Genomic DNA, 24,616 nt, shown 5'->3' on the forward strand with positions numbered 1-24,616 from the left:
ATGACAGATCTTCGATCCGACGGCGCATTTCCAACAGCTACTCCGCCGTCGGCGGTTTCAGTTCCGACGAATAATGCATTTTGCGATTGCGGTCGATAATAATCGCATCAATGCCCGGTAGTTTTTCAATCAGTTCCAGCCCCTTTTCCGCACCGAGAATGAAGACGGTGGTGGAAAGCGCATCCGTAGTCGTCGCATCTGGACCGATAATGGTCACGCTTTGGGATTCCTCCGCCGACTTTCCGGTTTTCGGGGAAATTATGTGGTGAACCCGCACGCCATCGTGCATAAAGAAGCGCTCATAATCCCCAGAAGTAGACATTGCCGTGTTTTCCAGAGGTATCAGGACGGCGTTCTTATCTTCCAGACGCGGATCTTTCACGCCAACAATCCAAGGTCGACCATGTTTATCGCCCAGAAGGCGACTGTCGCCACCGGCGCTCACCAGCGCATATTGGATCCCCATGTCCGCCAGTTTTTCGATAGCCTTGTCTACGGCATAGCCCTTGGCGATGCCGCCGAGATCAATGGTGACCCTCGGATCTTTAAAATGAATGCTGAGCGTCGCCGGATCCATTTCTATCCACCGATAATTAATCGCCGGAAGATTTTCCTCTATTTGTTTATCGTCGGGAGCCAGCCCTTCGCGATAATTATAGTACTTGCCGATGGATGCGAAGGTGATATCAAAAGCTCCATTGCTCAGCTCAGACACCCGCTGCGCCTTTTCAATCAGGTGGAACAGCTCCGGCGTAATAACCACCGCCTGTTTACCAGCAAGTCGATTCACCTTGGACACTTCGCTACTGTCGATGTAGACGCTCATCAGCGCTTCAAGACGATCAAACTCCTGATCCACCGCCGCAAACGCTTTTTCCGCCGCAACAGAACCACCCTCGTCCACCCAGACCTCAGCGCGAATTTTTGTGCCCATGCCATTCCAGTCTTTACTGAACCATTCAGCGGAAGCGGATTGAACAAAAGAAGCAAGCAGCAAAACGCCGCTTATCAGGGCAAATGGTTTCTTCATGGATTAACTACCGCAGCGGATTTGACGCAGAGGTATACCCCAGCCGGCGGGCAATTACAACCTGCCGCCACAACGCTAAAAGGCTTTGTGATCACAGACATAGGCGAAAGGACGTTGGGCTAAAAGCTTGCGCTGACGTTCCCTGAAATTGATCAGAGCCCGACGGCGACGCTTGAATAGCGATTAGATGCGGAACTTGCGCACCAATTGCGTCAGTTGTTCACTCAAGTTGCTTAAGCGCTCGCTATTTTCCGCACTGCGGTGCGCTTCCTTATCGGTTTCCAGGCTGATCTCGTCCACCAGCCGGATACGGTCGTTCACGCCATAGGCAAGCTGCATCTGAGCCGTCGCTGCAGTGCTGATTTCGCTGTTCATATTGCGCACTCTTTCAATGGCCTGCGCCATTTCATCCAGGTGCGCGCCGGTGGCGCGCGCTTCTTCCACCGTGGCGTTGCCTTTCACCTGGCTTTTATTCATAAAGCTGATGGCTTTTTTTGAGCCTTCCTGCAGCTTCTCCGTCATCGCCTGAATATCAGCGGTGCTGTCTTGGGTTCGCGAAGCAAGAGAACGCACTTCATCCGCCACCACTGCAAAGCCTCTCCCCTGCTCCCCCGCCCTTGCGGCTTCAATAGCGGCGTTGAGCGCCAGCAGGTTGGTCTGTTCCGCAATGGAACGAATTACGCTGACAACGGAGTCGATTTGCTCAATCTCAGAGCCTAATTCCTGGATAATCTCCGCCCCCTGGCTGATATCCGTCGCCAGCCCTTCGATAGATTCAATCGAGTCCACAACCAGATTTTTGGTTTTCTCGCCAATTTGATTAGCCTGCTCCGCGAGCAAAATCGAGTCTTCCGAGAACTTCGAGACGGTATCCACCGATTGCGACAGGGACTCCATATCTTCACGCAATGAGACCGACTCGTTACGCTGACGCTGGCTGACGTCCGAGGTATTGTGGGCGCACTTGTCCAGTTCGCTGATGTTATCCTTCATACTCTCGCTAGCAGATTGAATACTGACGATGACATCCTGAATCTTGCAGATAAACGCATTGAAGTATGACGCCAGCACTGCAATCTCACCTTTATTGCCGACCTCCACACGTTGGGTAAGGTCGCCTTCCCCTTCGGCGATATCCATTACCCGCCGCGTAATCGCTTTGATAGGCTTGATCACCACGTTAAGGATAATGATCGACACCAATACAAAAGAAATCAGGGAACCCATGGCGCCGAAACCGATGGCGCGGTTCACCCTATCCACAACCTGGTTGGTTTTCTCACTGGATTGAGCGACCAGATCGCCGGTGATCTGATTAATCTGGGTAATCGCCGCATTCATATCCGCGATGATCGCATCGCTATCGTTGGCGAGCTTTATGGCCTGGTCCCGATTATTGAGGCGCAGCAGGTAGGCGTTGAAGATGTCGTTTTCCTCCTGCAGCGTTTTGATCCAGGCGTTATATTCCCGATAGATGTCTTCGATGTCCGCCAGCGTCGCTTCGTCCTCCACCATGCGTTTGAGAGTCTCTAACGTCGCCACGCCCTCTTTGACGCCATCGTCGAACTCCACCTGCAGCTTCTTCATCGCATTGCGGTCTTTTTCTGAGGTGTAACGCGTCACCGCTATCTGCAAACTCAAAATCGTCTGCTTCAAATTCTGCGCTTCAATCACCACTGGATAATCGCTTTCAAACATGTTGATAAGAGAAATCATATCCGCCAGCATTTTGGAGATCTTATCCCCTTCCGCCCTGAACGCAGCGAGAGCGGCGATATTGCGCTGCTCCAGTTCTATGGCGTCGGTCTGACTCTTGACGATGCTGTCCACCAATCTGTCCAGTTCGTTGCGATGATCAATCAACAGATCCACTTGCTCCCGCGTGCTCGGCGACAGCTCCGCCAACAACGAAGCGTTTTGCATAAACCCAGGGGTAAGCGCCTTGATAGCCTCATGCTTCGCGCGGATCTCGCTCGCCTGGTTGACAGACAGAATATTATTCACCCCCTTGGTGGTGATCAGATAGTTGACCGCCAGTTCGTCAGCCAAATCACCAGAGCGATTAACGTTTTCTATCAGGTGCGTAAACCGGTCCCGCAGCGACGACATGCCGCTCCAGGTAAAAGAAAAAGCGCCTGAGATAATCACTGCAGTGATTAGCAGCAACGCCGCAACCCGGAAGCCTATGCTATTGAAACGAGAGGAGAAGAACCGGGAAATAGCGTCAACCGCCATAACTAACACCTACTAACGACTGTCGAGCCCTTTAAAAGCATAGATCACAGGCCAAATATCAACCATTTTTAAGCTGTAACAGAATCTTAATAAGTGTTAGCGGCTTGATCCGCATCATAAAAAGCGGGCGCCGACGAGCAATCTCGGGAAGGTAGTACTCACCAAGTTAATGGGAAATAAGAGGGATAAATCTGCAGGCTTTGATTATGGCCAGGCAATAAAAAAGCGCCTCTATTGAGACGCCCTGCATGAGGTATGACGAGATTTAATTGCGGGCGTCAATCCCCGCCCAGGTTACGCAGAGACCGCAGGAACAAACCTAAACCGCCTACCGCCAAAACCAAGATCACAATCAATTCAAAAGCAGTCATGGAGCGCATACTGAAATGGATAGAGGAAATAACGCCAAACACCAGCGCCGTCAGTGAACCAATGGTTAAAATCCAGCCCAGAATGTTTTTGGCGCTGAAAAAGATCAGGCCCACGCCGAACATGAAAGGAATCATCACCATACCGGAGGTAATGCCCCAGTGGCCGCCAAACGCATTGAAGCCGTACAAACGCATGCCCATGCCGAAACTCGATGAGACGACGATAGAGTTGAACAACATGTACAACCCGCCGCACAGCATGATTAATCCGATAAAAAACTGCCCTACTCCACCGGAGGTACCGCCAGCGCCTTTCATTGTTCATCTACTCCTGCATCGTCATTGAATATCACGCCTCACGGCGCTAAAAAACTGCGCAACTATACCATAAGCGTAGCAATTAGAAGCCATTAACGCGGCGAAAATCACCGCTTCCGCACACATTTCGGTAGAAAGCACTGTTGTTTAAGCAGTAGCAAGAGCATAGCGTTACCAACGCAGCATGGATGTTGTCGCTGCCTCAATCCGCAACAACAATGCACAACACATATATTGAGGAAATTTCGATGACCAAAGGACAGATCTCTTTTTGGGAAGGCAATGGCGCAACACAAGATCAAGTAGGAAATACGCTGAGCGGTGGAACCAGCTACGATATCAATTGTAAGGATGGCGACCACGGCTTTCAGAACGACGAAGCGCGCTCCATGAAACTGGAAGGTATTCCCGGCCCCACTATCATGTGGGTGTATGACAGCCCATCCGCCTCCAAGGACGATGACTGGGCGAAGATCGTGATAAAAGGCGATATTCAGGATTCTGTCGTGGTTGGCACGTTCAACAGCAGCGGCTCTTACGACAACGGCAATGTCACTGTTGAAAGCCATTATAACAATGGCCTGGATGGCAAAATTTCCCGGATTATGATCGAGTATCTGGGCTAAAACCCTCTGGCAGGAATCATTCCTGAGCTTAAAGAAACCGCGGCGTTGCGCCGCGGTTTTTTCATAGACTTGCCTAAATCCTCGACATCAGGGGCGACTAAAGCCGCCCCTTCCGACTTAGACCATTAAGCGCTTTGCCAGGACGCGGCGATCGCCGCGTTTACCTGACTCTGCTGCTCTTCTGACAGCGTGATTTCACCACCGACCGGCGCGTCGAATGCGGCCATCGCCGACACCAACTGCTCGATCCGCCCTGCATCAATCACTGCATCGTCAGTGCGAACCGCTTCCAGCTGTTGCGAGTTATCCGCGTACCAGCTCTGCACCCGCACTTGATCCTGCGATCCCAACAGATCCATCACCAAGTCGTCGCCATCGCGAGAGAACCAGAGATTCTGCTCGTCAACGCCCGCAGCGAACTGCAGTTGATCCTCACCCGCTCCCGCGTAGTCGTTGATGGTGTCGCGACCATCGCCGGCGGCGAAGTGGTAGGTGTCGTTACCGGCGCCGCCGATCAGGTAGTCATCGCCGCGTCCACCAGTGAGATGATCGTCTCCCGCGCCACCGTCAATGAGGTCGCCATCTGAGGAGCCGAATATCACATCTGCGCCCGCTTCCGCGATGGTCACCGTCCCAAATCCGCGCTCGTCAGGCAGTCCGGAATAATTCGGAGAGCCATCCGGATCAGGATTGCTCATCCCGAAAACACCGAAGATCTGGTCGCCGGTGATTTGACCGCCGCTGGCGAACTCAATGCGGTCGATCGCATGGTCGCCGCCCTTGAAGAAATTCTTCAAGGTGACGGAATCCGACCCTCCGCTCACATTTAGCGTCAAGTGATCCCCGTTGCGCTGCAGTCCGCTGGACACCTGGCCGAAGCCGATTCCCTCAAAGCGCAGGGTATCGAAACCACCCCCGGTGTTATCAATGACATCCATGCCGCCGCCGGCATTAAACACATAGACATCATCGCCGCGTCCGCCGATCAGCAGATCGTCGCCTTTGCCGCCATTAAGGATATCGTCGCCATTGAAACCGCGAACCAGATCGCGACCGTCTCCCGCCGTCAAGGCGCTGTCGCCGTTCTGCGTGCCGTCCACCGTTTGATCGTAATCGCTGGCGGCGGGGATGGACATGCCGAATACGCCAAAGATCTGCTGGGCCGAGATCTGACCGCCGGTTTCGAACTCGATGTTTTCCACCAAGGCGTCGCCGCCCAGGAAGAAATCCGTCAAAGTGACTTGACCGCCGCCACTGACTTTCAGCACCAGATCATTGCCAGCCTTAGTCAGGCCGGAAGACACCTGTCCGAAGGTGATGCCGCCGCCAAAGCGCAACGTATCCACGCCTGAGGCGTCACGCAGCACATCCTGACCGCCGGTGTAGATATAGACATCGTCGCCCACGCCGCCCAGCAGGAGGTCGTCGCCCGCGCCACCGGACAAGGTGTCGTCGCCGGAACCGCCAATCAGGGTGTCGTTAGCGCCGGAGCCATTAATGACGTCGTCCTCGCCCAGTTGCGGCTGTGGGGTTTCTCCATCGCCGTTTCCGGTGTCTCCACCGTTGTTGTCAGTCCCACCATTGTTGTCAGAACCGCCATTGTCGCCACCGTTATCGGTTCCACCTCCGGTATCTCCTCCGTTATCGGTCCCGCCGCCGTTATCACCGCCAGAGCCGTCAGGCATTGGCGTCAGCATACCGACCAGGCTGCTGGCTCTGATGGCGTTGCCGCCGTCAGTCGGCTGGACATAGGCGATAGCGTGTTCGCCGCCCAGGAAATGATCTTTGACTCGCACTTGTTGCGCCAGATCGCCATCGACCAGAATCACCAAATCGTCGCCGTCCTGGTGGTAACTGAGACGAGAACGGTTCAGTCCATCCAGAAAGAACACCCAATCCGCGCCGCCGCCACTGGCGTCAATCACGTCCACACCTTGACCGGCCTTGTAGTAGTAGTGATCGTCGCCAGCGCCGCCAAACAGCAGGTCATCGCCGTCTTCCCCGACCAGAACGTCATTGCCGTCTCCGCCGATAATCACATCGTTACCGGATCCTACACCGCTACCGTTGCCGCCGTAGAGATGGTCGCCGCCATCGCCGCCTTCAATGCGGTCATCGCCGCCGAACGCGAAGATCGTATCGTCGCCGCCCAGACCTCGAATCAGGTTCCGGCCGTTGGTTCCAGCAATCTGCTCACCATCTTCATTGCCTTCCATGACATTGTCGTACTCGCCATCGGAACCACCGTCGTCAGGATCACCCCCCGCCGCCAGTTTGTTAATGTTGGCGGTGTTGATCATGGAGGAGCCATCCGGCTGCACCCAGTCAATGGCGAAATCGCCGCCCTTGAAATGGTCTTTGACCCGCACGCTGTCGTTGACGCCGTCATCAATGGCGATCAATAAATCATCGCCGTCGCGACTGAACGTCAGTCGGCTCTCGTTCAGTCCGCCCCCAAAGAGCACACCGTCAAAGCCGCCGTCGCCGTTGAAGATCACATCGTGACCGTCGCCTGGGCCATAGACGTATTTGTCGTCGCCCTCGCCTCCGGTCAGCTCGTCATCGCCAGCGTTGCCGCTCAATTGATCGTTTCCAGCGCCGCCGAACACTTTGTCATCGCCGGCTCCGGCTTCAAAGTAGTCCTTGTCCGCGCCGCCATCCAGCAAGTCATTGCCGGCGCCGCCGAAGAGACTGTCTTCGCCGTCCTGTCCATACAGCTCATCAGCGCCTTCGTTGCCTTGCAGGCTGTCGTCGCCCAGACCGCCTTCCAGGTAGTCATCGCCAATGCGGCCCACCAGGTTGTCGTCGCCTTCGCCGCCAAACAAGCGGTCGTCGCCTTCATCGCCATCGAGGTAATCCACTCCGGCGTCGCCGTAGATAGTGTCGTTTCCTTGACGACCCCAGACTTTATCGTCACCGCCGCCAGCATGGATTTCATCGTTCAGTTCGCGGTATCCGGTCAGAGTTTCGCCCGCATCGGTTCCCAGCGTCACCGTACGCGCTTCAATGTCCGCGTCACTAAGAGCGCTACCATCCGCGAATTGGAACTGGTTCACCTTGAAGTGGTCGGTGGAGCCCAGATACCAGTTCTTGATAGTGACGCCATCCACGCCATTGCTGTGCTCGATGATTAGATCGTTACCACGACGCGTGAAGGACAAATCAGACGCCTTGACGCCCTCACCGAACTTCAGCGTATCGGAGGAGGGTTCAATGTTGTTGAACGCCTCGCCTTCTCTGCGCTCAATCAGAGTGTCGCGACCGTCACCCAGGTTGAACAGATAGGTGTCGTCGCCAAATGACCCATAAAGAGTGTCATTGCCGGTTCCACCCGCCAGGGTATTCACAGTCTCGGCCCAGGTATTGGTATTGGCGATCAACACATCGTCGCCAGCACCGCCCAGCAGGGTGTCAGAGCCCAGGCCACGCAGCTCGTCGTTACCGTCGCCGCCGTCCAGCGTTCCCTGGCCTTCCAGTATGTCTTCGCCTTCGCCGCCGAACAGTTGGCCGGAGCCGTACAGTTCGTCCTTACCGGCACCGCCGTATAGTTCATCCTGACCGCCATCGCCATACAGCTTGTCATCGCCAGCGTCGCCGTTCAATACGTCATCGCCGGAGCCGCCATGCAGCGTATCGTTTCCTTCGCCGCCAGACAGAACGTCCGCGCCGCTATCGCCGAATAGTTCATCAGCGCCGAGACCGCCGGATAACTGATCCTGACCATCGCCGCCGCGCAGCGTATCGGCGCCTTCTTCGCCGAAAAGCTCATCGTTTCCGGAACCGCCGAACAGTGTGTCGCCGCCGTCGCCACCGAATAGACGATCCTCGCCCGCGCCGCCGTCGAGTCGGTCCGCGCCCAAGCCGCCTTTAAGCAAATCGGCGCCGCTATCTCCGTATAGCTCGTCGTCGCCAACGCCGCCGTCGACGTCATCATCGCCATCGCCTGCGCGGACCTTGTCGTTTCCGTCCAACGTACTGATGGTTTCGCCATTGCTAAAGCCCTGAATCACGTCCGCATCTGCGCTGCCGACAACCGCCTGCGCCATCAATGCAGCGAAATCCCAAGTCACGCCATCACTGAACGTCACGCTTTCCACACTGGAAGCCGCTGGCGTCAATTGCTCGCCCAGATACTGGCCAGTGATCGTGATTTGATCGTCGCTACCGGGAACGCTGATCACCAGATTGCCGCCTTCGCGTCGCACACGTACGGCTGTAGACGCAATATCAGTGAACTCAATGCGATCCGCGCCGTTGACGTCGGTGATGACGTCTTTGCCATCGCCGCGTGCGAAACGATATAGGTCGTCGCCTTCGCCGCCGGCAAGTTTGTCGTCGCCGGCGTCGCCAGCCAGCACGTCATTGCCGGCCCCGCCTTGCAGATCATCCGCGCCAGCGCCACCGGACAGACTATCGGCGCCGTCATTACCCAATAATGTATCAGCGCCGCCAGCGCCGCTCAGGATATCGTCAGTGCTGTAGCCGATCAGGGTTTCATCGCCGTCGCCGCCGATCAACGCCATATCCAGCAAGGTTTCTTTATCCCAGACGGTTCCGTCCGCAAAACGCACTTCATCGATGGCGTAGCCGGTGGTTCCTTCGTTGCGGAAGAAGTCATGCACCAGCACCTGATCGCCTGAGCCGTAGTCCAACTGCAGGTTATTACTGGCGCGGGAAACTCTAACGCTTGAGGGAGTCACACTCGCGGCGAACACTATTGCGTCGGAGCCGCCACTGTCATTGTTGTTGATGACATCGCGCCCATCGCCAGATGTGAACTGATAAATGTCCGCGCCTTCGCCGCCAGTGAGTGTATCGTCACCCACGCCGCCGTTCAGGGTGTCGTCGCCGTGACCGCCAAGAAGCTGGTCATTGCCGGCGCCGCCGAGCAGTTCGTCATTACCGCGATCGCCATTGAGCAAGTCGTTGCCCTGCAATCCGTCGATACGGTTATCGTTCAGATCGCCGTAGATCACGTCGGCCTTTTCCGTCGCCTCCATGGATTTCGCATTGATGTCTTCCGCGGAAAACAGGTGCGACAAACCAGAGCCCGGCAGGAAGAAGCCGATACTGCGACCAGCGATGCCGCCAAAGTCCGGGTAGTAATCGCGAATGGTGATCTTGTCGGTATCGGTCTGTTTGAACAATACATCCAGGTGACGGCCATTACGTCGGAAGATCACGTCATCCAGCTCAATCTCAGAGACGTAGATGGTGATTTTTCCATTGTTATCGTAAATGGAGTCCTTCCCATCGCCCTTGGTGAAATAATAATTATCATCGCCGGCTCCGCCTTCCAGATGGTCATCGCCCACACCGCCAATGAGGTCGTCGTCGCCGTCGCCGCCATAGAGAGAATCATTGCCTTCCTGGCCGAACAGACGGTCTTTATCAGCGCCGCCGTACAGTGAGTCTTCGCCCAAGCCGCCCTGCAGTTCATCCTGACCGTTCTCGCCGTACAGCCTATCTTCGCCTTCCTGACCCAGAATGATGTCATCGCCATCTTTGCCATAAAGCACATCATTGCCTTTCAGGCCGTTGAGCACGTCGTTGGTGGAGAAGCCATAGATCGTGTCGGCGTCGTCGGTGGGCAGAATGGCGCGCTTTTTCAGCTCGTCCAGATCCAATTCCGAGCCATCGTCAAAACGAATGTGGCTCAACGCATATTCGCCAAGACCATCTTTTTCGAAATATCGGCTGACGGTGACTCGATCCTGCATATTCTTGTGGAACAGCACTAGGGAATCGCCGCTGCGGCGCACCCAGAAATCATCTTTGCTGATGCCCGGTCCGAATTGCAGTGTGTTTATGTCGGAACCACTTTGATTGCGGTCGATGATAGTGTCGGCCCCATCCCCCAAATTGAAGTGGAAGGTATCGCTGCCTGCACCGCCGTCAAGGCTGTCATCGCCTTTGCCGCCAGTCAGCACATCATCGCCTTCGTCCCCATAGAGCTTGTCCGCGCCATCGCCCGCGTCGATAACGTCGTTGCCTTTCTGACCCCGGATGACGTCATTGCCCGCCAGGCCGGTCAGGTTGTCATTAGTGGCGTCATAGCCCCAGATCTCATCCTGGCCCTCGGTAGGAATCAGCACTTTCGCCTTGACTGTGTCGATGTCCCAAAGGGTTCCATCAGCAAATTCAATGGACTCCAACGCAAATCCTGTAGAGGCGTCTTTATTGAAGTAGTTATTGATCCGGACAGTTTGCGCGCCGTCATCAATGCTGATCAGAAGGTCCCAACCACGACGCAGCAATACAGTATTTTCCGCCAGGATGCCTGCGCCAAAGACCACACGATCCACCACTGTTTCAGAATACTCTTCCGTGATTGTGTCATGACCGTCGCCTTTAGCGATTTGGTAAACATCCTTACCTGCGCCGCCGGACAAAGAGTCATCGCCACCGTCGCCGACAAGCAGATCATCGCCTACATCGCCGCGCAGATTATCGGCGCCCTCGCCGCCATACAGCTTATCGTCGCCCTGGCCGCCATGAAGATAATCGTTGCCAGCATCGCCGCTCAATGTATCCGCGCCAGCCTGGCCGTACAGCGAGTCATTACCGCTCAACCCTTTCAGGTTATCGTCAACGGCGTCGTAGCCCCAAATCTCATCAGCGCCTTCAGTGGGAACCTGTACTTTCTGTTTAACCGTAGCGACATCCCAGACGGTTCCGTCCGCAAACTCAATAAAATCCACGGCGTAGCCCGTGGCGCCATCTTCATTGAAGTAGCTACTGACGCGAATAACCTGACCTTCTTCGCCAATATGCACTAGCAGATCGCGACCATTACGCGCCAGGCGCACGTCGCTCTGGGTAATGCTGGCGTCGAGGTAAATCCGGTCTTCTCCCGCTGCGTTGGAATTGTTGATGACATCTCTGCCGTCCCCTGCGCTGAATTCATAGCGGTCATCGCCTTCACCGCCTTGCAGGTTGTCGTCGCCAACGCCGCCGACAATACGATCTGAGCCTTTGCCGCCAGTCAGCGTGTCACTGCCTTCACGGCCTTCCAGCACATCATCGCCGCCATTGCCGTTCAGACGGTCTGCGCCTGCGGAACCAATAATGTAGGAGTGGCCTTCCGAGCCGGAGTAATTGTTATTCCAAATGCTGACGTCCTGCAGCGCGCCGGTCAGCAAATCATGAAACACGGAGGCGTTTTCATGGCCCTGCAACTGGGTAACGACTGCGTTTTCATCAATATTCAGCTGCGTGCGGAATGCGCTGTACACCTGCGCAAGCAGCGCCGCGTCGTCTTTGGAGCCGACATTTTTGGCGTACTCCGCCAGAGACGTCTGCAGTTTGGCTGCGTCAGTCACCATCATTTTGTTGCTGCTAATGGAGTACAACGCACCAGAGAAGGCTTCCGCCAACACGGACTGCGCCAAAAAGCGATTGGCGAAGTGCATGCTCAGAGCGTGAAAACGCTCATCCAGATAACTGGTATTGATCCGATTCACATAGGGCGACTTGCCTTCTGCGAACTGGCTCTCAATAGATTCCTTGAATTGTGTCAGACCGGAGAAGCTTTCCAGAATCCACAATTTTTCTGTTGTAGACAAAGGTTTGCTAGTATCCAGACCCGCCTGTTCCCGCAGCGCGGTAAGCCCGGACCAGTCCGCAAGCACTTTTCCGAAGTTGTCATAGACAGTTTTAGCGTCAGAACCGGCCAATGACTGCACCAATGCCAGTGTGGCTTCGTTCTGCGCATATACCGTCTGCAAATCCTTGACGCTGCCGAAACCGCGCAGGAGCGGCAACTGAATGCCTCGCTGCAACAGGTCCTGCAATACGCTTTGGTTCAAAGTATGGGAACCTGGGTCTTTGGTGATGCGGTTATCCAATTGCAGGTCGAAGGCGGCGGCGTACGCCTCTTCACCGTTACGGACAATCGAACCTTCTGCAATGATGCGGTTGCCATTGCTGTCTTTATCGACGGTTTCGTGGTCGAGCTTGATCGCTTCAATCCCCAGATCTTGCAAGGAATGCAGCTCACCTTCCTGACTTAGGCCATCCTGGTTGGTGTCAGTCCACACCTGCAATTTGGAATAAATGGCGTCCTTGGCGTCGATCACACCGTCTTCATTTTCATCACCAGCGACTCGCAGAGCTTCAAAACCATCCACATCCGCGCCGCCGAACAGCTCGTTGATATCATCAATGGAGCCATTCTCATTCAGGTCATTGACCAACAGACCATCCCGCGCATTGATCCAGCCCACCCTTTCAGCGATGCCATCGCTGTCGATATCGAAATAAGTAGTGGAAGCTGCGAGGGCGGAGGTTTCGACCGCACCGCTGTTATCAAGGTCGAACGCCAGCGGATCGCGTCGCACAACAGAGTTATCAGGATCATGCTGAGGCGGATCATCCGGCTCGTCTTCAGTTTCCAATCGAATACCGAGATCGCCGTTGGAGAAATCGTTGATGGTTAGGCCGCCGTTGACGGTAAGCACCGATCCATTCAATTCATAGGTAAAGCGGCCATCTTTACTCTTATAAACATTCTCCGGATCGTCTTCTTTACGGGTTCCACCCACAAGCGTAGTGTCTTCCAGTTTGACGGTTCCATTGCCGTCAGAATCTTTCAGCGTATCGGAACTATCCGAGACATAGGTGTCAAAGCCTTCGCCACCTTCGAGGGTATCGGAGCCTTCGCCGCCTTCCAGGCGATCTTCTCCTTTGCCGCCCTTCAGAGTATCGTTACCACTCTCTCCAAAAATTCGGACGCCATTATCTCCAACCTCTATTTCATCATCGTGAGATGTGCCCTTGATCGTTTCAACACTTCTAACAACTATCGAGCCATCGCCTTTAGATTCTCTTACCGTTATTCCTTCGTTACCCTCTCTTGTTATAACCACGCCGCTAGACATATCGGATATATCTAACGTATCGCCTTCGCTATCCTGCTCTTGCTCTCCCATATCTATATATTCAAGGCCATCTAGCTTTTCAGCATCTACTCCAGATATAACCAATGAATCATTTTGAGCACCGAGCTCAATTCTCTCTATATCGTATAAATAGTCTCGCCAGCTAGAAATCAGCCCGTCTGACTCAATTTTAAAACGGTACTTAAATAAAGCATCTCCTGATAAAGAATCATCAATGGAGACACTGAGAGAATCATTTAAAGCGGTATATTTAACTGTATCAACCCCTCTACCTCCATCAATAAGATCATCATCATCAGATCCAATTATTACATCATCACCCAAGCCTGCGTGAACAATATTGTCGCCTGAATTAGTTTGTAGTTCAGCATCATCACCATAGGTGCCGGCAATATACTCTTCGCCAAAAACAGATCCAATACGGTCACTCATATCGCCGAAAGGCAGGTCATTGCCCAACTCAAATCCATCATCTTTCGTCAAGCCATATGAACGCCAAAAAAAGTCATCCAATGACTTAACCAGATCAGACTGATCGGTATCAAGGACAGCAGGGCCGCCAAATAAATTTATTATAGCCTCCCATCTATTCGAGTTGCCAGCACTCCAGGCAGCCTCCTGGCTTGCCTGAACCATCGCAATTAAATCATAAGTTCCATCAAGATGCTTAACTGTGACACTTCTATATTCGCCATTTAAAGGTATATCTGCGACTACATCTTCAGAACTTAAAAGAAAATCACTAAAGAAATTATCTATGCCTAAATAGGGAAATAATTGCGTCCCAGCCCATGGAGCGTAATCCCCTTCCATATGAGGGATCATACCGCTAAAAACCGTACTCGCAGCGGCTCCTGCATCGATGGCCCCTAGCCCCATTACACCAGGAAGTTCGCCACCATAATTAATCACGTCACCAACTAAATTAAATGCAATCAAGTTAGACGCTTGCTGATTCTTTCTTTCGGCCAGAGCTGGATCGCCACCACGAATTTTATACTGTATTTTAGTATAATCCCGGATGTAATCCGCATAGAATCCCTTACCTGTATTGACACCTTGCGCACCTTCTATCCAGCGCCATACAGCAGGGTCTACTCCTTGCTTAGCAACATACTCACCATCGACATGATCGCTAATCATCTCAAAAATGGCTTTATACAATGGTTCACCCAATCCCACTTCATCCGGCTTAGATTTGTATTTTAATAATTGATCATCCAACATAACCTTTAACGTCTCAACTTGCTCTTGAGTTAAGGTTATTCCACCATGTCCACGCTCATATACAACTTTCTTTGTCATTCCTTTACACCCAATCAATTATCTGACCATTTATAATCAACTACCATAGCCTTTTCTACTGTATCGCGAAGCTCTGCGTCATATTTAACAATAACGTCAATAGGCAAGTATTCCTTATAAAATTTATACGTAATATCAACACGTCCATTTAATACATATGAGACTGTACATTGATTTAGTGGAATAGCCCCTCCTCCCCAACAGTCGACAAAGAAAGGTCGTCCCAAAGGGGTTTTATAAATATTTTCAGGAGCTTTATACCCAACAGCAAGCAAATGCTTTGGGCGCTCATCAGCTGACTTCCAATAGCATGCTTCGAGCCCCTCCTCAGTATACTCGCAGTTGTTATAACTCCCTTTTGCCTGATAAAACTGATTCTCAGATCTATCTTGAAGCATTCCGGAACTATTTCCAGAATAGGTTAGAGAAATACTTTCCGGCATTAGCTTCAAATCAGCACTCATACCACCTGTATCTTTCAGTCTGTAATTCAGCTTTATACCTTTTGTAGCGACGGGATTATCTGGACAACCTTCTGGCTCCGTAGGATCAGGCCTATGAGGTAGATCTTCACTATCTTTAACTGCTCGGAACTGTAGGTTAGTCTCGTAGGGAAACCTGAATACTGTTTTCCCCAAAGCCACATATACATTTCCTTCCGCATTCTTCTTACATAGGTCAGGGCTATATTCAATATTCCCCGCAAAGCTAGCATTCCTATTAGTCTCACCACTCTCTTCACTATCCGCATATCCATGCTGACAACCAGCTATGAAAAACAGTGCAATGCTCCAGTCGATACACTTTTTATATCTTCCCATTTGTCAAACCCTGTTTGCTGTCTCGTATTTATACATCACCACTAATAAGCCATTAAAACAAAACTTTGAATAAATCTTCCTCCTGATCTCCGCTTCAGTATTCCTCCTCATTAAACGAACCAAAACGACAATTAACGCCTAAAAACGCGCTGAGCCAATATGCGCCGTTCTAAAACACTAACCTCTCGACTTACCCATAAGTCAGGTGGGTGTTACTGGGACGTAAAAAATTTAGTACACACTGACCACGTTGAATTTACTCTCAAGGTAGTTTCGCGCCAGATCGTCAATAACGGAAGATTGGTTTTTCTCGATTTTCTGGGGGTAAGGTCAAGATGACCGCTTATAAAACAAACAGTCTTATCCACGGATAACATCTCCTTGTGAACAGTAGCTTCAAAAGGCTTCCTAGCTCTCTCAACATGGCCATAAATTAGCGCTCCCCAAGTCGCCACAAATGTTCCTTGTTACGATAGATTCTCCCAATTTCATCAAATATTGAAAAAAATAATCTGTTATTTTTGATAAAAATCAGACGAGTAGCTCATATTTTCTAGCTGTAGAAGATAACAGACATACGCACTTTTTATATTCAGTTCCAGCACCAAAATTAGAAGTCCAATTCTCTTTAGAGTAACCATCAATCATAGATTTCACGAAAATATTTATCCGAATCAAAATCAATATCCGTTCCAAGTTTTTCCGCAATTGGAGATTGCCACATACTCAGTCCTGATGACAGGAGCGAGGTCAGCTTCCTCCTTAAAGATAACTTTAATATCGACTTTAAGACTTTAACTATGGCTGATGTTGAACCACTATACCTGTCCCAAAAGGTCGGCTTATAGCCTTTAATATTATCTACAACTTCACAGCATTCTGGGTTTAATGTGACAAAATGTTCCACTCCCTGATAAAAAACAACATCACTCTTATCAACCTTATCCATACTCAACAAAAAACCTACTTCTTCTTGATTACAGATATAATTCATAATTACAGGTGGATAATGCTTGAGTGCATATTTTACAGCCAGCCTAATTCTTTCATCATCTAAAAGAACGCCGTTCAGCATAACAGTATCCTGAATAACTAAGAGCGGACCTAGCAATAAAGTATACGAGGCAGCACAACAAAATTATTGATAAAAACATTCTCAACAGCTTCTTTCCATGCTTAGCATGTCCTACCACCCAATTTTTATACATGATCAAATAGCGCAAAACTGTTTTCTAATTTACCTTAAAATTCATCGATCTCCCTAGTTCATCAAGAGCAACTATTACTACCCTCTCCACCAGCTCTCGATCTTCAACATCTTCTATATAAGTTAAGGATTCTAATGTTGAAGCATTTCGAAAAAAACTCTTTACCTCGTATAACTTACCGTCAAAGAAAAGTACAAAAACTGTCATTTCCGGCATCCCAGAATCCAATTGAACCAGCCAGGAATCATTTTCTCTATCTACAACCCAATAGTCCCCTTCGTTTATCTCACCAAGAGGAGTCGCATATATGTAAGGGAGTCTTGGCAAGGCGCCTCTAGTTATCTCTCTTTCACTTTTAGAACCAGCCAAATGCTTTAAAATAGCATCTTGCACCTTCAAGCAATTTTCTGCTGCAAGATCTTCTATTACGTAGTTCATTGCTAATATGTCACCTTCAAATAATCAGCTGATATTTACAAGTACAATTCAGGCAAGTGCGTTACACCAAGGCTCTGAGCTATCCTTAGATATCAACACATTACACCACGTGAAAACCAGCTAGAACTTATAATCAGCATTGTCTACGCGCCAAATTCCTAGCCGTCCCGGACTTCTCCCTCCCTGGCCTGACCCAGGCGATGTCGCAGGTAGAGTCGGCGGTCATCTGTTTATCTCGCTGGTTATCGGAGGTGAAGCCGCTTTGGGTGGGAAATCCGGGGTTGTTTCTGGGGGTGTCGAACATGTGATAGACAGTGACCGCGCTGGATTTTCCGAAAAGGTAGTCCTGCGCCAGTTTGTCCGCGCCGCGGGCGTCTCCGACAACGAAACTGGCTTGATTTTCCAATGCCTGGTCAATAACGGGAGCGTAGTGTTGCTCGAATTCTTGTGGGGTAAGATCAAGATGACCGCTTATAAAACAAACAGTCTTCTCCATGAATAACGTCTCCTTGTGAGCAATAGTTTCGAAAGGCTTCCGAGCTTTCTCAACAGGGCGACGAATTAGCGTGCTCCATGCCGGCGGGAAGGTTCCTTGTTACGAGTGATTCTGCCAATTTCATCAAAATTTTAAAAGCGATTACCTGTTATTTTTCATCAAAATCAGAGAGGTAGCTCACTTTTTCAAATAACTGCAGAATTAATAGGCTGAATTAAGCAGCGACTGAGGCGAAGAGGCCAAGCCCTAAGGCGTATCTGGCCCCTGTCTGATGGCTGATCCGAGCATGGTCAGCTCAGAACAAGTACAGGAAGTTTAACGCGGCGCTCCATACCGTGCTTCGATCCACCAACGGCGAATCCGTGATTTCGTCTCCCAGCCAGCGCACTTCCGCAGAGTGAGAGATACGCCAATGTTCCGACAAGGCGGTAAACACTTCATAGCCGACAAAAGGCGTCAGCGTATCATCGCCTTCATAGGCGCTACGGTCGGAGGTTGCTTCGCTATCAAGAACGCCATAGTAGTAGTCTACGTAGTCACTGCTGCGATAGTAAAAACCTGCTGAAGGCGTCAGATAGAGCGTATCGCTTAACTTTTGCGGCGCGGAGAAACTGGCGCTGGCGACCAGTCCTTTGTATGCGCCGGAAACATCGTGGGCGATGGCGGCGTTCAACGAACCCTGATCGAATGCGTACTCCACTCCCACACCCAAGTCGACGCTGGCGTCTCTATCGTCCATTCCGGCAAAGACAACGGAGTCTGACGCATCATAGCCGCCGTCGCCCATTCCAAGGCTGATGTAGGCGCTCAAACCGCTGTCGCCATCGCCCAATACGCGATAGTCCGCCTCGGTTCCGCTGATACTGAATCGGTCTCCTTCGTAAGAAATCGCCGGATAGACCGCCAGCTCATCAGAACCGCTCACGCCTTCGTACTCCGATTTCCAGGCTGCCGCGCCAACGCCGAGCATGAAATCCCCAGCGCACGCCGGTCCGGCGCTCAGACATAATGAAAGCGCAATTAACTTCCTTTTGCTTACCACAAAATACCTCACTTTCTCTTTGTTATTTAAAAACATAACCTAACCACGAAAGGGCTTGTGCAACAAGCTGATTATTTTGTATCAGAAATATGACACCTAAGCATTGCTCACTGATTACCTTCCTCAAAAAACAAATCCTCTTCGCTTCATTGGTTTAGTTCCCACCCGCGCCTAGAATAAACACAGCACATCCAACGTCGTCGCCTAAAACACCAAGGAGGACATACCGTGCTTACGCCTGATGAACTCAGCCGCTACAGTCGCCATCTCAGCCTGCCGGAGTTTGGTCGCTCAGGTCAGGAACGATTGCGAGCCTCCCGCGTGTTGATCGTGGGCGCAGGCGGATTGGGGTCTCCCCTTGGATTGTATTTAGCGGCGGCGGGCGTGGGTGTTTTGGGGATTGTGGATGGCGACGTGGTGGAGGAAAGCAATCTGCAACGGCAGGTGTTGTATACCGTGGATGATATCGACCAGCCCAAGGCGGAGCGCGCCGCCGCTCGTTTAAGCGCGCTGAACCCGCATGTGGACATACGCCCCTACGCGATGACGCTGTCCTCGGAAAACGCCCTTGCGCTGATCAATGACTATGACCTGGTGATCGATGGCACAGACAACTTTCCCACCCGCTATCTGACCAACGATGCCTGCGTGCTCACTAATAAACCCAACGTATATGGCAGCATCTTTCAGTTCGAAGGCCAGGCCAGCGTGTTTCATCACGATGGCGGCCCCTGCTATCGCTGCCTGTTTCCAGAACCGCCTCCACCGGGCATGGTTCCCTCCTGCGCGGAGGGCGGCGTACTGGGCGTATTGCCCGCCATGATCGCGAGCATACAGGCGACCGAGGCTATCAAAATCCTCACTGGCATGGGCGACACCCTGAGCGGCCGCCTGCTGCAGTACAACGCATTGAGTATGAGTTTTGATGAGTTGCGACTGCGAAGAGATCCCCAGTGTCCCGTCTGTGGGGACCATCCCAGCATCAGAGCGCTGATCGATTACGACGCCTTTTGCGGCGTTCCCAAAACCCTGGCGCAGGAAAGCGATATCAGTCCGGAGGCGTTGCACGCACGACTGCAACAGGGCGAGGACCTAACGCTCATTGATGTGCGAGAGCCCTACGAGCGGGAGATTTGCGCCATCGCCGGCAGCCTGCACATTCCATTGCAAAGCCTGCCGGCGCGAATAAACGATTTCAACAAAGAGCAGACACTGGTGTTCTACTGCAAGTCAGGCGGACGCTCCGCTGGCGCCCGTCAGTTATTCAGCGATGCTGACTTCAAACGCGTCTACAACTTAAGCGGAGGCATTCTCGCTTGGGCGGCCAAAGTCGATCCGGACATGCCGCGTTACTGATCCCGTTCCATGACCGCCAGCGCCTTAGTCGGGGACCGCTGCGACCGGACTAAAAATGCTTATCAAAGCGCACAACATAAATCGGGGGCAGATGTTCGCTCAGGCACTGCCAATGGTCGCCCTGATCTTCACTCACCCACAGCCCGCCCGTGGTGGAGCCAAACGCCAGTATGTCGCCGCTGTCGTCCACATCCAACGAGTGACGATATGTCAGATCATAGGCCGGACCTTGCGGCAGTCCATTGCTAAGCGCCATGAAGCTTTTACCGCCGTCGCGCGTGCGGTTGATGATTAATTTACCGTCAACCGGGACACGGCGCTCATCCTTGATCGCCGGAGCAAACCAGGCTGTGTTTGGGTCCTGGGGATGCACTGCCACTGCGAAACCGAACACAGAGGGAGGAACATCGGTGAGTTCCGTCCAGCGATGCCCGCCGTCATCGGAACGAAAGATGCCGTTATGGTGCTGAATCCACATATGATCCGGTGATGCAGGACAGCTGACCATACGATGAGGGTCCTGAGATTCCGGATTGTAGGCCTGATCCGGCGGCAGAAAGGCGGCGCGCAGCCCTTGGCCAGTTTGCGCCCAGGTTTCGCCTGCGTCCTGACTTTCCCATACGCCGCCGCAGGATATCGCCAGCCGCACGCAACGGGTGTTGTTGGGATGCACGCAGATGGAGTGGATACCGGGTTTGTCATACCCGCCGCCGAACCAGTTAGCGCGTTCCGGCCGGTTCCAGAGCGACTCAATCAGCGTCCAGCTTTCGCCTCGGTCCGTGGATTTGAACAAGCCGCCGGGAATGGTTCCCGCCCACAGTGTATCCGGTTGATCGGCGCCGCCAGGAACCAGTTCCCAGATCAGTTCTACCGCCGGCCCGTCTTCGTCGCCGCTTTTGGGAAATTTAGGGGCGTCAATTTCCTTCCACTCCCGTGAACCGGACTCGGCTCTGTGCAGCTTCACGCCAAAGTGGCCAAGATTAAGCGCCGTATATTGATTGCCGTTGCGCGGGTCCCGCAACACCATAGACACCGGGTCGCCCAGAAAATCCGGCTCGCCACAGCGCCATTGCCCCTTTCCCGTGCGCTCGTAAACAAACAAGCCTTTACGCGTTCCTATACGTAGTTTTTGATTCATCGCCGCCGCTCCCATCAGATTGAAGGATTGGGGCCGCCTTCAACCGCCGGAGAGCGCCTGCAGCACATGTACTTCGGAATCGGGCTGTAACGCATCGGTCAGATGAAGTCGGTCCCGGACCATCTGTCCATCCACAAAAATTGCTATGTTTTTACGCAACCGGTCCTGATCGTCGAGAATATACCCGGCCAGACGCGCGTTATCCGCAAAGACTCGTTGCAGCGCTTCCGCCACGGTCTCCGCCGGAACAGCCTGCGGCGGACAGGACAGGTATCGTTTGAGGTTATTGGTGAAAGTGACCGTCGCCATATCTATTCGTCTTACTCGGCGTGATTGCCGTCATTGGTTGAGACAAGATCCGTGGTTTGATATTAGCACAGCGTCGCGCTAAAACAGTTCCGCCAGACTGTCCGCCACCTGCGCGCCGTCAGGCAGACGCCGCTCATCCTCAGGGAGGTATTTGCCGGTGCGCACCAGACAGGCTTGCAGGCCTGCGTTCACCGCACCCTCCACATCGCCGCCAACATCGTCCCCCACCATCAGGCACTGCTCTGGAGAAAAACCGGTTGTGGCGCGCACCTGATCAAAAAACTCCCGGCTGGGTTTGCCCATGATCACTGCGCTGATGTCCGCCGCCCATTCCAGTGCGCGGATAAAAGGTCCCGCATCCAGCATCAATCCTTCGTCGTCTTTAAAGTATTTATTCATGCCAATGCCGATCAGAGGCGCGCCAGCGCGACACAGACGAAAAGCGCGGTTCAGATTAGGGTAATTCAAACCGTCGCGGGCGTCTCCCAGCAACACACAATTGGGGTCATGGCGATCCAGGTCCGCCAGATCCTCCTGCACTGCGTCGTTGATGATACACAGCGGTCGCAGTTTGTGTTTGAGGATGTAAGCTTTGGCGGCCAGAGGCGCGGTGAATAACTCTGAGTCCTGCAAGCAGAGGCCCATACTTCTCAGACGTTGCAGCAAATCGCGAGACGACTGGCTGGCGGTGTTGGTGACAAACCTTAACGTCAGGCCTTTATCCCTTGCCCGCTCTATGGCGGATACTGCTCCAGGTATGGTCTGACTTCCCTCATAAATCACGCCGCTGAGATCAAGAAACAACGCCTTATAGGAAAGCGACATCGGCGACCTCCTCGTCCATTGGAAAAATAGAGTCGGAAATACCCTGTAAGTGGGCCGAATAATTATACTGACGGCTTATGGCGGGATTAACAACCGCTAAGGCGCCTGACGTCGACCTTTAAACGTAAAAGCGACGCCAAGCGCTTTGGAGGAAGCGGCTTTCAATGACGTGAATATCCGGGCGTTTAGCGCGCCAAAGCGCCGATCATCTCGTCAAAGGTTTCCACGCGAATACTGCGCACCAGATCGATATACAAATCCCAATTCCAGGCGGGATTAGGGCATGTGCGATGACCGGAATGCGGCGCTTCCTCGATATGACCGCGAATGCCTGCGGTGTGCGGCGCGGTTTCATGACGTACGGGAATACCATAGCGATGACATAGCCAAGCCACCAGTCGCGCGGACGCCATGTATTGCGCATCCGTGGGATAAGTCCTTGGATTCGGATCCCAGGGATTCACGTGTTCAATGCCAATACTCTCGCGATTGGTTTGAGAGTGAATATTATCGACATGATTGGCGATATGCGCTTCCCTCACGGTCTGCACCACGCGCCCTTCACGATTGACAATATAGTGGGCGCTGGCGGGGCCCGCCCGAAAGGTGTTTAAGGCGTTGCGCTCCGTCAAAGCAGGCCCGCCAGTAATGTGGATGATAATGTAGCGAATGTCCCGCCGCCCCGGCGGTATTCTGAAATTCGCCGCCGGCGACCACAGCGCATAAGGGTAGTCCACGCGCCGCATATCCACCTGCAATAATCGATCTTCCCAGGGTTGTCCCATGATGACTCTCCACCGTTTCATTGTGAGTGCTTGTTTTCGGTGCGACGGGAAGGCCCGCCGTTATGTCCAAATTAAAACCGCCAAAGAAAAAGCACAGTGGAAAAAGTCACATTTCAAATGTGAGGAAATAAGACTGAGCCGCTTCACTACGTCTTTTATACTTAGTAAGTACGACTTCCCCGCTCCCTGCAGACAATCTCTACTTATCCGCCCAATGCCAGGCCGGCGTGTCCAGAATGCCTTGTCCGATGATTTCTGTCTGGCCCAGGGGCTTTTCCAGTTGCACAGCGTTGCATTCCGGGTGTTCATTAAGAGCGGCGACGAGACGGGAGGCATGGGACACCACCCAGACCTGGGAATGCTCAGAGGCGCGTAAAATCAAACGCGCCAATGCCGGCAATAAGTCAGGATGCAGGCTGGTTTCCGGTTCGTTCAGCACCATCAGTGATGGCGGACGCGGGGTCAGGAGCGCCGCCACCCATAGGATATAGCGTAAGGTGCCGTCGGAAAGTTCCGCGCCGGTCAGAGGCCTGAGCAGTCCATCTTGATAAAACATCAACGAAAAGCGACCGTCTTCGTGCAGCCTTACATCCAGCCTGGCGCCGGGAAAGGCGTCGCTAATGGCCGCATCAAGCGCTTCGCTGTCGCCGATTTCACGAATGGTCTGCACCGCCGCCGCCAGATCGCGACCGTCATGATGCAACACCGGCGTCCGCGTGCCCAACTGAGGTTTACGAGCAGGCGCATCGCGGTCTGTTCGGAAGTGATCATAGAAGCGCCAGTTGCGAATTGTCTCACGCACCCGGAATACCTCCGGCGCAGCGCCAGGGTCGGCCAGCTGATCGAACATACTGGTGAAAAGGCTGAGATTCTGCGCCGCCACGTTCCAACTGCGCCCGTCGCGCACTCTCACCATCGGCCCGTCCCGGTCCACCAGTAATCCTGCGGGACGATAGAATGGCCCGGCCCAAATGCACTCCCGCTTGATCTCTGGGTCCAATGCGAAGGCTGAAGGGGATGGTTTGGGCAGCCCGAGTGATATCGCGTAGCCGAAATCCTCACTGGAAAAGCCGAGCCGCAAGCGCACTGCATCGCGACGTGGGCCGCCCTGGACAGGTATCTCGCCAGTCCGCATCCGACGACTGATTTTCTCCGGCCCAGCCCAGAACGTGGAGCCCAGTCCGCCCTCGCCGGCCAAAGAATTAACCACCCCGCCTTGCGCCGTCTCCGCCAACAATCGCAGCGCCCGGTACAAATTAGACTTGCCGCTGCCGTTAGGCCCGGTAATCACATTCAGCGACCCCAATGGCATCGTCAGCTGCAGTATGGAACGGTAGTTATTGATGGAGAGCGTAGTGAGCATGTTAATGTTCCTGGTCGAGCCGTCTTGTAGAATCGGCAACCTAGCATTTA

General features: G+C 52.9%; 16 protein-coding genes and 1 pseudogene. 2 read left to right on the plus strand and 15 right to left on the minus strand.

The window, feature by feature from the left end; translation table 11 throughout:
• Nucleotides 1-37: 37 nt before the first annotated feature.
• The 3 genes from O5O45_RS13720 to O5O45_RS13730 all read right to left on the minus strand — a co-directional run bounded on the left by O5O45_RS13720 (nt 38) and on the right by O5O45_RS13730 (nt 3,954).
• Complete coding sequence (locus O5O45_RS13720; protein ID WP_305905776.1) at nt 38-1,030, minus strand: FAD:protein FMN transferase; 993 nt, start codon at nt 1,028-1,030, stop codon at nt 38-40.
• A 183-nt stretch (nt 1,031-1,213) separates the two neighbouring features.
• Nucleotides 1,214-3,265, minus strand: a complete 2,052-nt coding sequence (locus O5O45_RS13725; protein ID WP_305905777.1) for a methyl-accepting chemotaxis protein — start codon at nt 3,263-3,265, stop codon at nt 1,214-1,216.
• A gap of 278 nt (nt 3,266-3,543) precedes the next feature.
• The gene (locus tag O5O45_RS13730) at nt 3,544-3,954 is read right to left on the minus strand and encodes a hypothetical protein (RefSeq protein WP_127971692.1); all 411 of its coding nucleotides are present in this window, start codon (nt 3,952-3,954) and stop codon (nt 3,544-3,546) included.
• Nucleotides 3,955-4,202: 248 nt separating this feature from the next.
• Between O5O45_RS13730 and O5O45_RS13735 the strand changes: the two genes are divergently transcribed.
• Nucleotides 4,203-4,580 (plus strand): hypothetical protein, encoded by a 378-nt coding sequence (locus O5O45_RS13735; protein ID WP_305905778.1) that lies wholly within the window; start codon nt 4,203-4,205, stop codon nt 4,578-4,580.
• 125 nt (nt 4,581-4,705) lie between these two features.
• On the opposite strand, the gene O5O45_RS13740 is transcribed toward O5O45_RS13735, so the two are convergent.
• From O5O45_RS13740 to O5O45_RS13765, 7 genes and pseudogenes are all read right to left on the minus strand, one after another.
• Nucleotides 4,706-13,510 (minus strand): calcium-binding protein, encoded by an 8,805-nt coding sequence (locus tag O5O45_RS13740; protein ID WP_305905779.1) that lies wholly within the window; start codon nt 13,508-13,510, stop codon nt 4,706-4,708.
• Nucleotides 13,511-13,744: 234 nt separating this feature from the next.
• Nucleotides 13,745-14,785 (minus strand): annotated as a pseudogene (locus tag O5O45_RS31985) (hypothetical protein); the annotation flags it as partial.
• A gap of 14 nt (nt 14,786-14,799) precedes the next feature.
• Nucleotides 14,800-15,606: a hypothetical protein gene (locus O5O45_RS13745; RefSeq protein ID WP_305905780.1), complete on the minus strand. Its 807-nt coding sequence runs from the start codon at nt 15,604-15,606 to the stop codon at nt 14,800-14,802.
• Between the two features lie 640 nt (nt 15,607-16,246).
• On the minus strand, nt 16,247-16,681 hold the full coding sequence (locus tag O5O45_RS13750) for a hypothetical protein (RefSeq protein WP_305905781.1): 435 nt from the start codon (nt 16,679-16,681) through the stop codon (nt 16,247-16,249).
• 157 nt (nt 16,682-16,838) lie between these two features.
• Nucleotides 16,839-17,252, minus strand: a complete 414-nt coding sequence (locus O5O45_RS13755; protein WP_305905782.1) for a hypothetical protein — start codon at nt 17,250-17,252, stop codon at nt 16,839-16,841.
• A gap of 133 nt (nt 17,253-17,385) precedes the next feature.
• Nucleotides 17,386-17,748 carry a hypothetical protein gene (locus O5O45_RS13760; protein WP_305905783.1) on the minus strand — a complete coding sequence of 121 codons (363 nt, stop codon included), beginning with the start codon at nt 17,746-17,748 and terminating at the stop codon, nt 17,386-17,388.
• 295 nt (nt 17,749-18,043) lie between these two features.
• Nucleotides 18,044-18,718, minus strand: coding sequence for a MipA/OmpV family protein (locus O5O45_RS13765; protein ID WP_305905784.1), 675 nt, complete (start codon nt 18,716-18,718; stop codon nt 18,044-18,046).
• Nucleotides 18,719-19,018: 300 nt separating this feature from the next.
• Here O5O45_RS13765 and moeB point away from each other — a divergent pair, with 300 nt between their 5' ends.
• Nucleotides 19,019-20,146 carry a molybdopterin-synthase adenylyltransferase MoeB gene (moeB, locus tag O5O45_RS13770; RefSeq protein ID WP_305905785.1) on the plus strand — a complete coding sequence of 376 codons (1,128 nt, stop codon included), beginning with the start codon at nt 19,019-19,021 and terminating at the stop codon, nt 20,144-20,146.
• Nucleotides 20,147-20,195: 49 nt separating this feature from the next.
• On the opposite strand, the gene O5O45_RS13775 is transcribed toward moeB, so the two are convergent.
• The 5 genes from O5O45_RS13775 to O5O45_RS13795 all read right to left on the minus strand — a co-directional run bounded on the left by O5O45_RS13775 (nt 20,196) and on the right by O5O45_RS13795 (nt 24,566).
• Nucleotides 20,196-21,284, minus strand: a complete 1,089-nt coding sequence (locus tag O5O45_RS13775; RefSeq protein ID WP_305905786.1) for a WD40/YVTN/BNR-like repeat-containing protein — start codon at nt 21,282-21,284, stop codon at nt 20,196-20,198.
• Between the two features lie 39 nt (nt 21,285-21,323).
• The gene (locus O5O45_RS13780; protein WP_279502881.1) at nt 21,324-21,593 is read right to left on the minus strand and encodes a MoaD/ThiS family protein; all 270 of its coding nucleotides are present in this window, start codon (nt 21,591-21,593) and stop codon (nt 21,324-21,326) included.
• A gap of 78 nt (nt 21,594-21,671) precedes the next feature.
• On the minus strand, nt 21,672-22,418 hold the full coding sequence (locus O5O45_RS13785) for a TIGR01458 family HAD-type hydrolase (RefSeq protein WP_305905787.1): 747 nt from the start codon (nt 22,416-22,418) through the stop codon (nt 21,672-21,674).
• Nucleotides 22,419-22,603: 185 nt separating this feature from the next.
• Nucleotides 22,604-23,203, minus strand: a complete 600-nt coding sequence (locus O5O45_RS13790; RefSeq protein WP_305905788.1) for an N-acetylmuramoyl-L-alanine amidase — start codon at nt 23,201-23,203, stop codon at nt 22,604-22,606.
• 199 nt (nt 23,204-23,402) lie between these two features.
• Nucleotides 23,403-24,566: an AAA family ATPase gene (locus O5O45_RS13795; protein WP_305905789.1), complete on the minus strand. Its 1,164-nt coding sequence runs from the start codon at nt 24,564-24,566 to the stop codon at nt 23,403-23,405.
• Nucleotides 24,567-24,616 lie beyond the last annotated feature (50 nt).

It is taken from the genome of Hahella sp. HNIBRBA332, from assembly GCF_030719035.1.
Classification (GTDB): Bacteria; Pseudomonadota; Gammaproteobacteria; order Pseudomonadales; family Oleiphilaceae; genus Hahella.

Excerpts from the sequence above, each read along its gene's own strand:
- O5O45_RS13720 (WP_305905776.1), bottom strand. The coding sequence starts at position 1,030 with ATGAAGAAACCATTTGCCCTGATAAGCGGCGTTTTGCTGCTTGCTTCT.
- O5O45_RS13725 (WP_305905777.1), bottom strand. The coding sequence starts at position 3,265 with ATGGCGGTTGACGCTATTTCCCGGTTCTTCTCCTCTCGTTTCAATAGC.
- O5O45_RS13730 (WP_127971692.1), bottom strand. The coding sequence starts at position 3,954 with ATGAAAGGCGCTGGCGGTACCTCCGGTGGAGTAGGGCAGTTTTTTATC.
- O5O45_RS13735 (WP_305905778.1), top strand. The coding sequence starts at position 4,203 with ATGACCAAAGGACAGATCTCTTTTTGGGAAGGCAATGGCGCAACACAA.
- O5O45_RS13740 (WP_305905779.1), bottom strand. The coding sequence starts at position 13,510 with ATGGGAGAGCAAGAGCAGGATAGCGAAGGCGATACGTTAGATATATCC.
- O5O45_RS13745 (WP_305905780.1), bottom strand. The coding sequence starts at position 15,606 with ATGGGAAGATATAAAAAGTGTATCGACTGGAGCATTGCACTGTTTTTC.
- O5O45_RS13750 (WP_305905781.1), bottom strand. The coding sequence starts at position 16,681 with ATGCTGAACGGCGTTCTTTTAGATGATGAAAGAATTAGGCTGGCTGTA.
- O5O45_RS13755 (WP_305905782.1), bottom strand. The coding sequence starts at position 17,252 with ATGAACTACGTAATAGAAGATCTTGCAGCAGAAAATTGCTTGAAGGTG.
- O5O45_RS13760 (WP_305905783.1), bottom strand. The coding sequence starts at position 17,748 with ATGGAGAAGACTGTTTGTTTTATAAGCGGTCATCTTGATCTTACCCCA.
- O5O45_RS13765 (WP_305905784.1), bottom strand. The coding sequence starts at position 18,718 with ATGCTCGGCGTTGGCGCGGCAGCCTGGAAATCGGAGTACGAAGGCGTG.
- O5O45_RS13775 (WP_305905786.1), bottom strand. The coding sequence starts at position 21,284 with ATGAATCAAAAACTACGTATAGGAACGCGTAAAGGCTTGTTTGTTTAC.
- O5O45_RS13780 (WP_279502881.1), bottom strand. The coding sequence starts at position 21,593 with ATGGCGACGGTCACTTTCACCAATAACCTCAAACGATACCTGTCCTGT.
- O5O45_RS13785 (WP_305905787.1), bottom strand. The coding sequence starts at position 22,418 with ATGTCGCTTTCCTATAAGGCGTTGTTTCTTGATCTCAGCGGCGTGATT.
- O5O45_RS13790 (WP_305905788.1), bottom strand. The coding sequence starts at position 23,203 with ATGGGACAACCCTGGGAAGATCGATTATTGCAGGTGGATATGCGGCGC.
- O5O45_RS13795 (WP_305905789.1), bottom strand. The coding sequence starts at position 24,566 with ATGCTCACTACGCTCTCCATCAATAACTACCGTTCCATACTGCAGCTG.